1 protein-coding gene is annotated in these 1,379 nt (G+C 62.4%); it reads right to left on the reverse strand.

Annotated elements, in window-relative coordinates; all coding sequences use genetic code 11:
* The coding region (locus MOV75_RS38215) for a HAMP domain-containing protein (RefSeq protein WP_247008007.1) at positions 1-1,146 on the reverse strand (1,146 nt) is incomplete at its 3' end.
* Positions 1,147-1,379 lie beyond the last annotated feature (233 nt).

Consider the following 1,379-nt stretch of genomic DNA (forward strand, 5'->3'; position numbering starts at 1 on the left):
GGCATCGCGCTCGGCCTTTGCAACGGCCTGAACCTTGAACTCCTCGACCGCGCCGGCCATCTCGCCGATCTCGTCCTTGCGGCCGAGACCCGGCAGCACCACGTCGAAATTACCCGAGGCCAGCTCGCGCATCGCTTTGCACATCGCGATCATCGGGCGCGAGATGCCGTTGCCGAGCATCAGGGCGAGCACGGCGCCGATGGCGAGGCCGCCGAGCGCCAACATCACCATCAGCCGCTCGGTATCCACGATCGTCGCATTGGCGCTGGCTTCGATGCGCTGCTGATCGGCAGTCAGGTCCGACCGCAGCTCGCCCGAGAGCTTGAGGATGCCTGCCGCCGTCTTGGTCATATCGCCGTTCAGCTTGACGATGATCTTCACATTCTCAGACAGCTTGGTGAAGGAGGTGCGGTACTGCTTCAGCAGGTTGCCGATCTCGGTCACGCGGTCGGTGATCTTCTGGTCGTTCGCATAGATCGAGACCAGCAGGGTCTCCAGGAATTTGACTCGCGCGATCACGCCATCGGCGGTCTTCGGCTCCGGCTTGGCTACGAAGGCGCTGACCGAGGTGGAGACCGCCAGATATTGCGAGGTGATGTCCTTGGCCGTGGTCTGGACCGAAGCCAGCCCGGCCAGCGCGGCAGTATCGGCGAGGTCGTCGAACTTGAAGCGGATCTTGTTGCCGACGCTGTTGAGCTCATCGGCCGCGATCTTGTTGTTTTCGCGCGTCAGGGTGATGATTTCGCCGAACACCTTCGTAAAGCGCTGGAACTCGGCCTCGAGCTTGCCGACCTGCTCACGGCGGGCGGCACCGGTCGTGGCGGCCATCGACTTTGCGATCGCGCTCCTCAGATTCTCTTCAGCCGCCTTGGCCGCGGTCTCGTCATCGGCCGCACCCGTCAGGGTATAGGCCCGCGCCAACCCCTGATAGGCGATCAGCTCGCGATCGACGGTCCGGGCGAGGTCGGCTTCCGACACGCTGGTTCGGTAGGAGGCGACGGCGCCCTGGATCCGCTCGAAGCCGAAATAGGCGAAAGCCATACTGACGGCGAGGATGGCTAGCACTGCCACGAAGCCGAGGATGATTTTTGCACGAAAACGCAACGTTGGCAGCTTCGATTGGCGCGACTTCGACGTGACCGACATTCCCCCCACCCCATTCCATTCGCGGAAAACCAGGCGCAGCCCGGAAGCAGCCCGCTTCCTAACTCGTCCGGCACGGTAATTGGCAAAGGATAAGCTGTGGTAAATTTGCGACGCCGCAACTGGCGGTTATATGACGCGTGGGAATTTGTTAAGGGCGCGCTTTCGCGCCCGTCCAAATTGAGCAAGCCTCAATCTCCGCTGTCGTCCCCGACAAGCGAAGCGCAGATCGGGCC

It is taken from the genome of Bradyrhizobium sp. PRIMUS42 (genome assembly GCF_023006515.1).
In the GTDB taxonomy this organism is placed as follows: domain Bacteria; phylum Pseudomonadota; class Alphaproteobacteria; order Rhizobiales; family Xanthobacteraceae; genus Bradyrhizobium.